This window comes from Burkholderia sp. Ac-20365, assembly GCF_017104715.1.
Classification (GTDB): domain Bacteria; phylum Pseudomonadota; class Gammaproteobacteria; order Burkholderiales; family Burkholderiaceae; genus Paraburkholderia.
This window is the reverse complement of the sequence record NZ_JAAGPI010000080.1, coordinates 1-8279: the sequence shown is the minus strand read 5'-3', so window position 1 is coordinate 8279 and position 8279 is coordinate 1. Positions and strand designations below refer to the sequence as shown.

Genomic DNA, 8279 nt, shown 5'->3' with positions numbered 1-8279 from the left:
CTGCCGACAAGGCCGCGCTGCATGCATCGACAGGTGCGCTCGCCGTCGATATGGAATCTCACCTTGCGGGCGCCATCGCCGAGGCGAACGGGCTGCCGTTCGTCGTGTGCCGCGCGATCGTCGATCCTGCCTGGCGCACGCTGCCGTCCGCCGCGACCGCCGGCTTGCGCGACGACGGCACGACGGCCATCGGTCCCATCCTGCGCGAACTGGCGCGTCAACCTTCCCAGCTTGGCGGACTCCTGCAGGTCGCAGCCGACGCCCGCGCCGCGCGGGCTTCCCTCGTCGCCGCACGTGATGTGCTGGAGCGCGCGGGCGCGCTGCGCTCCCTCTGAGCGGCCGCGCCGTCTGCGCGGAAAGCGAAATAGTGTGTTGGTCTTGAAGACCTAGGGAAAACCCTTATATCTGGTATAGTGCTAGGTGTTAACCCTAGGTCGCGCCAGCGCGTGCGGCCGCGCTATTTCCAAAGAGGGACCGAAATGAATTTCCACACACGCAAATGGGTCAAGCCCGAAGATCTGAACCCCAACGGCACGCTGTTCGGCGGCAGCCTGCTGCGCTGGATCGATGAGGAAGCCGCGATCTACGCGATCTGCCAGCTAGACAACCAGCGCGTCGTGACCAAGTTCATGTCGGAGATCAACTTCGTCAGCTCGGCGCGTCAGGGCGACATCATCGAACTGGGCATGACGGCGACGCATTTCGGCACGACGTCGATCACGCTGCGCGCCGAAGTGCGCAACAAGATCACGCGCAAGAGCATCCTGACGGTCGAAAAGATGGTGTTCGTGAATCTGGACGCGAACGGCAATCCGGCGCCGCACGGCCGCACGAAGATTCGTTACTCGGACGAAGCGTTCGAGCGCTACAGCGAGAGCCTGCGCGCAATGCAGACGCCGGCTGCGCTGGCTTCGGAAGACACCGAAGACGCGGGCCAGGAAGCGGACGCAGCGCACTAAACAAAAATCTGGCGGCGGAGTCGGCGGCTCTTTCGGCTGCCGGAAAAATTAAAGCCTCGGCAGGTCTCGCGACCTGCCGAGGCTTTTGACCTTCTGCAATCGACGCGCGCTGGCGCCGGGAGACCGACTTACTGCGAAGCCGGCTTATCCGAAGAAGGCGCGGGCGTCGCGTTCGGCGACGGCGCGGCGCCATTGCCCGGATCTTCGTACTTGGGCAGCGTTTCGTCGTTGGTCTTTGGACCCTTCGCGCCGCCAGCGCCCGACGCGCCATCGGCCGGCGCTGCTTCGCCCGGATCGCTGTAGTTCGGCAAGCCGAGCGGCGCCGCGCCCGGCACGGTCGTCGGCGCCGTGCCCGATGCGCCAGCAGGCGCTTCCGCGCCCGAATCGTCGTCGCCGTAATCGGGTAACGCGGACGCCGGCGCGTTCGCGCCGCGCAGCAACGAGCGGCGCTGCTGCGTATAGGCATCACGCACGAACGAATACTTGTCGAGTGCTGCCTGCTCCAGCAGTGTCGTCGCGCCGAGAAGATCCGAACGCACGCTCATGAACTGCACGAAGTACAGCGGATACTTGTACTCCCAGCCCATATAGGAAATCGGATTGGCGCGGAAGTCGACCAGATAGCCAAGGCCGTCGCGGAACGAACTCGGGCCGAACAGCGGCAGCACCAGATACGGGCCGGACGGCACGCCCCAGCGGCCCAGCGTCAGGCCGAAGTCCTCTTTGTGCTTCGGCAGGCCGGCAGGCGTCGCGAAATCGATCAGGCCGCCGATACCGAACGTCGAGTTCATCGCGAAACGCATCAGGCTTTCGGTGGCGTCCTTGATGTGCAACTGAAGCAGGCTGTTGGCGAAGTTGTCGAGATCGCCGAGGTTCGAGAAGAAGTTGCTGATGGCCTGGCGCAGCGGCTGCGGCGTGACCTTCTGATAGCCCTTCGCAATCGGCACTGCGACCGTGCGGTCGAGTGCGTCGTTGAAATTGAAAACCGCGCGGTTCATCGGCTCGAGCGGGTCGCCGGGTTTCCGGTCCGGACCCGTTGCACACCCCGTTGCAAGACTCGCGGCGGTCAATGCCAGCGCGGCGGTACGCATCTTCATGCGGCTATCCTTATTGTTTCTTCGATGCGCGGCGAGCGCGCGGTTTGCCCATCAATACCGGTTGAAATACCACAGCGCCAATCAACGTGCACAGGAGGGACAGCGCCAGCAGGCGGCCCATGCTCGACGTGCCCGGGTGATGCGACAGCCACAGGCTGCCGAACGCCGTCGCCGTGGTCGCCGCGCTGAACAGCACGGCGTGCGTGAGGCTGGATTGCAGCAGGCCCGTTTGCCCTCTGCGCCATGCCATCACGAAGTAGATCTTGAACGCGACGCCCACGCCGAGCATCAGCGGCAACGCGATGATATTCGCGAAATTAAGCGGCATGTTGAACACGACGCACAACTCCAGCGTCACCACGGCCGATACCAGCAGCGGCACGAGCGTGCGCAGCACGTCGCCGAAGCGGCGCAGCGTGAGCCAGAGGAGGGCGGTGATCGACAGAATGGCCCACGCGCCCGCCTGCACGAACGACTTGATGATCACGTTCGCCGAATGAAGGATCGAAATCGGCCCGCCTATTGCGCCCGGTTCTGCTGTCTTCACCGCGCGCGCGAAGTTGCGCAGCATCACGTCGTCGCCGGGATCGGTGCCGGGCGGAACCTTCGGCGAAATCTCGACGAGCGCCTGGCCGGTCTTCGAGACCCAGCTGTCGGCGATGTCCTTCGGCACGTTGTCGCGCGTGATTTCGGTCGGTTGCAGCAGGGTGGCCAGCTGCTTCAGTGAAATCTTCAGCGGTTCCGACATTGCGCGTTCGGCGCGGTCGCGTGTGGAGACGTCGGCGGCTGCGAGTTTGGTCAGCGTATCCGACAGATGCTTGGCTTCCGCGGCGCCGGGGCCGGGATGGTCTTCGGCGGCGAGCGACAGTTGCGCCGCCGTGCGCTTGAGCGCGGCGACGCGCACGGCGTCGGTGGCAGGCGGCGCCGGCGTTTGCGTGAGCGCCGGCAGCAGTTGTTGCGCTGCGGCCGAAATCAGCGCGAGCTTTTGCGGCTGGTCGGCGGGAATGAAGGTGGTGAGCGTCGTCGTGCGGCCCACTTGCGGCAGCTTCGACAGACGTGCCGCGATCCTGTCCGCGTCCGCCAGCGACGGCGCCAGCGCCCGCACATTGTTGACGGCCGCTTCGGGCGCATCGTTCAGCGAGATCAGCGTCGCCATCGACTCCGTATTCGGATCCTTCAGATGCAGCGGGTTGAAGTCGAAGCGCAGATGCAGCAGCAGCGGCGACGCACCGATAATCAGCACGGCGGTGGCGATCAGCACGGGCGTGCGGTTGCGGTCGAGAAAGTCGTCGACGGGCGCGAGGAACGTGAAGCCCGGCGATTCCTCTTCGCCCGGCGGATTGAAGATCTTGATCAGCGCGGGTAGCAGCGTCATGTTGGTCAGATACGCGACGAACATGCCGACGCCCGCGATCTTGCCCAGCTCCGATACGCCGCGATACGCGGTCGGCAGGAACGAGAAGAAGCTCTCGGCGACAGCGACGGCCGCGAGCGTCAATGGCACGCCGATGCTGTATGCCGTGTGGATCAGCGCGGCGGCGAGCCGGTCGTCGCGATTGCGCTCTTCGCGGTACTTCACGCCGAACTGCACGCCGAAGTCGACGCCCAGTCCGACGAACAGCACCATGAACGCGACGGAAATCATGTTCAGCGCATCGACCATCATCAGGCCGAGTGCGGCCGTGATCACGAGGCCGACGAACAGCGTGATGAACACGGCGACGATCAGGCGCCCCGAGCGCAGCGCAAGCCACAGAATGCCGAGCACGACGAAGAACGTGATGATGCCGTTGATCTCCGCGCCGTCCTGCACGGAGGCGAACTCGTCGTCGGCGAGCGGCTGCTCGCCCGTCAGACGGATGCGTGCGCCGTATTGCGAGTCGAGATCGAGCGAATCGGCCGTCGCACGGATTTCTTCCGATGCTTTTGCGCCCGCCTTGAGCGCAGCGTAGTCCAGCTTCGGCTGCACCACGATGAACGCGCGCGCGGGCACCTTCGCGGCGTCCTTGTCGACCAGCGCGCGCCACGAGAAGACGGCGGGTTCGTTGGCCAGCACGTGATCGATGACGGTCGCGCTGCGCGACAGCAGATTGCTCATGTCGCCGAGCTTTACCTGACCGATTTGCAGCGGCAGCAAGAGGCTCGTGGTCAGCGTGCCCGCGAGGCCCGTGAGACTCGGATCATGTGCGAGCGAGTTGATCAGCGGGCGTGCCTTGACCAGTTGCGACGTAGTGGACTGCACGTCGGCCAGCGACGGGAACAGCAAGCCTTCCTTTTCGAAGAACGGTCCGCTGCCCGGCTGCATGACCGAGCTGAATTCATTCGTGTTCTTTTGCAGTGCAGTAGCGAGCGTATTCGCGGCGGCATCCGCGTATTCGGGCGCGCCAGCCTCGACCACGACCAGCAAGGTCTGCCCGCGGTCGGGGAAGGCCTTGTCGATCTTGTCTTCAAGCGCTGTCCATTGCGCATCGTTCTCGACGAGACGGCTGATGTCGGTGTTGATCTTGAAGTGATGAACGACATAGATGGCGCTCAGCACGGCAAGCACGAGCGACAGCACGATCACGTGCAGCGGACGGCGCACCGACCAGACAACGAGGCGAACGATAGATGACTTCAGCATGTACGCGAGCGGGACCTTGTCACGATTGGCGTTATTGGTAAGAGGGCACAAGTATACCGACGCGGCCGCCGCACGGCCTCATAAGTGAACCTGCTAGTGAACCCTATGCAGCCGGTCAAAGTCTTAAGTCGGTATACTGGCCCGTAATCGTGCCGGATGCGGCCTGTCCGGCGCGAGTTCACTCCTAACTGTCCCGATGAGCGTATGAAACGTTATATCTCTGCTTTTCTGGCAGCCGCCGTGGTTTCCACCGCGGCTTTCGCACAAACCGCGCCTGATGCGATCGTGAAGAGCGCAGTCGAAGGCACCGTCAATGCGATGAAGGCCGACCCGCAGGCGCGCGGCGGCGACATGAAGAAGATCACTCAGGTGGTCGAGACGCACTTCGTGCCGGCCACGAACTTCCAGCGCACGACGCGTATCGCCGTCGGCAAGGCTTGGGCGACGGCCACGCCCGAGCAGCAAAAGCAACTGTATGAGCAATTCACGAAGCTGCTGGTCGGCACGTACGCGGCGTCGCTGTCGCAGTTGCGCGATCAGGACGTGAAATTCAAATTCGCGCCTTCCACAGCAGCCGCTGATGCGAAAGACACCGTCGTCCAGTCGCACGTGCTGAGTAACGGCGGCGACGACGCGATCGACTATCGCCTGGAAAAAACGGCGAACGGATGGAAGATTTACGATATCAACATGATGGGCGCGTGGCTGATCCAGGTGTATCAGACGCAGTTCCAGGATCAGTTGAACAAGGGCGGCGTCGACGGACTGATCAAGTTCCTCACTGAGCACAACGCGCGCAGCGCGAGCTGATCAGCAACGGCTGTCTGCCTGAGACAGCGGCGGCACAAAACAAAAGAGCGCAACGGCTAAACCGTTGCGCTCTTTTTCATGCGGCTTCGATGCGTCTTAGTTCAACGCAGCGGCCGAGGTCTGCACCTTCTTGCCCGTGCCCTTGACCTTGATTTCTTCCAGCTTGATCTCAACGTGGCGCGAGAACACGTACTCGGCCGGACGCTGTTTGTCGAGCGGGATGTCCTTGGCGAACGCGCCCGTCGTCTTCGCGCCGCTCAGGCTGACCTTCAGCGCCTTCAGCGGATGCGCGACCGTGTCCATCACGGCCGTCGCTTCGAAGCCGCAGTGGACCATGCAGTCCGCGCACTTCTCATACTTGCCGGTGCCGTACTTGTCCCAGTCGGTGGTTTCCATCAGTTCCTTGAAGGTCTTCACGTAACCTTCGCCGACCAGATAGCACGGCTTCTGCCAGCCGAACACCGTGCGCGCCGGGTTGCCCCACGGCGTGCATTCGTAGCTCTGGTTGCCGGCCAGGAAGTCGAGAAACAGGCTCGACTGGCTGAACGACCACTTCTTGCCGTTGTCGCCGCGCTTGAAGATTTCGCGGAACAGGTTCTTGGTCTTGTCGCGGTTCAGGAAGTGCTGCTGGTCCGGAGCACGCTCATACGCGTAGCCCGGCGACACCGTGATGCCGTCCACGCCGATCTCGCCGACCGTATCGAAGAACTTCGCCACGCGCTCGGGCACGGCGTCGTTGAACAGCGTGCAGTTGATGTTCACGCGGAAGCCGCGGCGCTTGGCTTCCTTGATGGCCGCGACGGCCTTGTCGTACACGCCTTCCTGCGAGACCGAGTGATCGTGCGCTTCGCGGTCGCCGTCGAGGTGCACCGACCAGACGAAGTACGGGTTCGGCTCGTAGTCGTCCATCTTCTTTTCCATCAGCAGCGCGTTCGTGCAGAGATACACGAACTTCTTGCGCGCCATGATGCCCTTGACGATCTGCGGCATTTCCTTGTGCAGCAGCGGCTCGCCGCCCGCAATCGACACCACGGGCGCGCCGCACTCGTCGACAGCCTCGAGGCATTCCGCCAGCGACAGACGCTGGTTCAGGATGGGATCCGGATAATCGATCTTGCCGCAGCCATTGCAGGCAAGATTGCAGCGGAACAGCGGCTCGAGCATCAGCGCGAGCGGGTAGCGTTTGTTGCCCTTCAGGTGGTTGCGCATGATGTAAGCGCCCACCCGGACTTTTTGTAGCATCGGAATAGACAAATCGTCCTCCTTAAACTTCGCGTGCCGCGAGTTGTTGCGTCAGTTTCGACGGCAACTTGAATTCAACTTTCTCTTCACGTCCCGCCATCGTGGTTACGTCGACGGGGCCCAGTGTGCGTAATGCATCGATCACGTTTTCGACCATCTCTTCAGGTGCCGACGCGCCTGCCGTGATGCCGACCGTCTTCACGTTGGCGAACCATTCCGGCTTGACTTCGGAACCATCGGCGACGAGGTAGCTCGGCAAGCCCGATTCGCTGCCGATTTCGCGCAGACGGTTCGAGTTCGAGCTGTTCGTTGCGCCCACCACCAGCAGCACGTCGACTTGCGAGCTGAGCTCGCGAACGGCCGCCTGGCGGTTTTGCGTCGCGTAGCAGATATCGCGCGTATCCGGACCGACGATGTCCGGGAAGCGGCGCTTCAGTGCGTCGATGATGCCGCGCGTGTCGTCCACCGAAAGCGTGGTCTGCGTGACATATGCCAGCGGCGTGTCGACCGGCAGTTCCAGCTTTGCCACTTCGGCTTCGCTTTGCACGAGCAGCACCGTGCCCGGAATCTGGCCGATCGTGCCTTCGACTTCAGGATGGCCCGCATGTCCGATCAGGATCAGCGTGCGGCCCCCGCCCACGTACTGACGACCTTGCACGTGGACCTTCGTCACCAGCGGGCAGGTGGCGTCGAGCACATCGAGGCCGCGCTGCTCCGCGTCGCGTTCGACGCTTTGCGCTACACCGTGGGCACTGAAAATGGCAACTGCGCCCTGCGGCACTTCATCGAGTTCCTCGACGAAGCGCGCGCCTTTACGGCGAAGGTTGTCGACCACGTGCCTGTTGTGGACGATCTCATGACGCACATAAACAGGTGCGCCATGTTGCTGCAAAGCGCGATCGACAATTTCGATCGCCCTTACGACTCCCGCACAAAAGCCGCGGGGTTGAGCAAGGATGACTCGCATAAGCTGGCGAACTCCGACTGACGCGGGATTCCGGGCAGATCGGTAAAAACGACCTGTTCGCCGCGTCTGTATATTAGTTGATGTCTTAAATCCGACGAAAGTCGATACTTGAGACCAAACGCGCATTCTAACGCTATCGCCGTCTGTTTGCTTTTCAGGCGACGCGGAGTGTGGCGTTTGTGTGGCGGCCTGCGCGGCAAAAATGACTCGCTGCGCCTGTTGGCTGGAACCCTTAAACTATCGGGCTTTGTTGCGCCGACGCATTGCTTGCGGTTCCCGGCGTGCTGCAATTGAATTTTCTGCGACGTCTTGTCGAGACGACGCATTCTTGAACGGATCGAAAAGGCGGTCTATCACATATCTGATAGCCGGCCAGGGCTCGATTTCCACGATTGGCGCAGCGTCGCGCGTGTTGCTGGCGTGCCGCGCCCGTCGCCGCGCCGCGCACGGTCGAAGGCGCGCGCGGCTTTCATAGAGGGCAATGCATGATTGCGGCGGTTCTGTTTCTGTTGGCGTGTCTGTCGCTGTTGATCTGGTGTGTGCTGCTGTTTGCGCGCGGCGGTTTCTGGCGCGCGCGGCCA

General features: G+C 62.7%; 6 protein-coding genes and 1 pseudogene. 3 read left to right on the top strand and 4 right to left on the bottom strand.

Features of this window, described 5'->3' with window-relative positions:
* Both G3O01_RS44490 and G3O01_RS44485 read left to right on the top strand, forming a co-directional pair.
* A pseudogene (locus G3O01_RS44490) lies at window positions 1-335 on the top strand (hypothetical protein); the annotation flags it as partial.
* A gap of 144 nt (window positions 336-479) precedes the next feature.
* Window positions 480-959, top strand: coding sequence for a hotdog domain-containing protein (locus tag G3O01_RS44485; protein ID WP_205813855.1), 480 nt, complete (start codon window positions 480-482; stop codon window positions 957-959).
* A 128-nt stretch (window positions 960-1087) separates the two neighbouring features.
* Here G3O01_RS44485 and G3O01_RS44480 read toward each other — a convergent pair whose 3' ends face one another.
* Window positions 1088-2056 carry a VacJ family lipoprotein gene (locus tag G3O01_RS44480; RefSeq protein ID WP_205813854.1) on the bottom strand — a complete coding sequence of 323 codons (969 nt, stop codon included), beginning with the start codon at window positions 2054-2056 and terminating at the stop codon, window positions 1088-1090.
* Window positions 2057-2066: 10 nt separating this feature from the next.
* Window positions 2067-4679, bottom strand: a complete 2613-nt coding sequence (locus G3O01_RS44475) for an MMPL family transporter (RefSeq protein WP_205813853.1) — start codon at window positions 4677-4679, stop codon at window positions 2067-2069.
* Between the two features lie 204 nt (window positions 4680-4883).
* Between G3O01_RS44475 and G3O01_RS44470 the strand changes: the two genes are divergently transcribed.
* Window positions 4884-5489, top strand: a complete 606-nt coding sequence (locus G3O01_RS44470) for an ABC transporter substrate-binding protein (RefSeq protein ID WP_205813852.1) — start codon at window positions 4884-4886, stop codon at window positions 5487-5489.
* A 96-nt stretch (window positions 5490-5585) separates the two neighbouring features.
* Here G3O01_RS44470 and hpnH read toward each other — a convergent pair whose 3' ends face one another.
* Together hpnH and ispH are read right to left on the bottom strand one after the other, a co-directional pair.
* Window positions 5586-6743, bottom strand: coding sequence for an adenosyl-hopene transferase HpnH (gene hpnH, locus G3O01_RS44465; RefSeq protein WP_205813851.1), 1158 nt, complete (start codon window positions 6741-6743; stop codon window positions 5586-5588).
* Between the two features lie 10 nt (window positions 6744-6753).
* Window positions 6754-7698 (bottom strand): 4-hydroxy-3-methylbut-2-enyl diphosphate reductase, encoded by a 945-nt coding sequence (ispH, locus tag G3O01_RS44460; protein WP_205813850.1) that lies wholly within the window; start codon window positions 7696-7698, stop codon window positions 6754-6756.
* Window positions 7699-8279 lie beyond the last annotated feature (581 nt).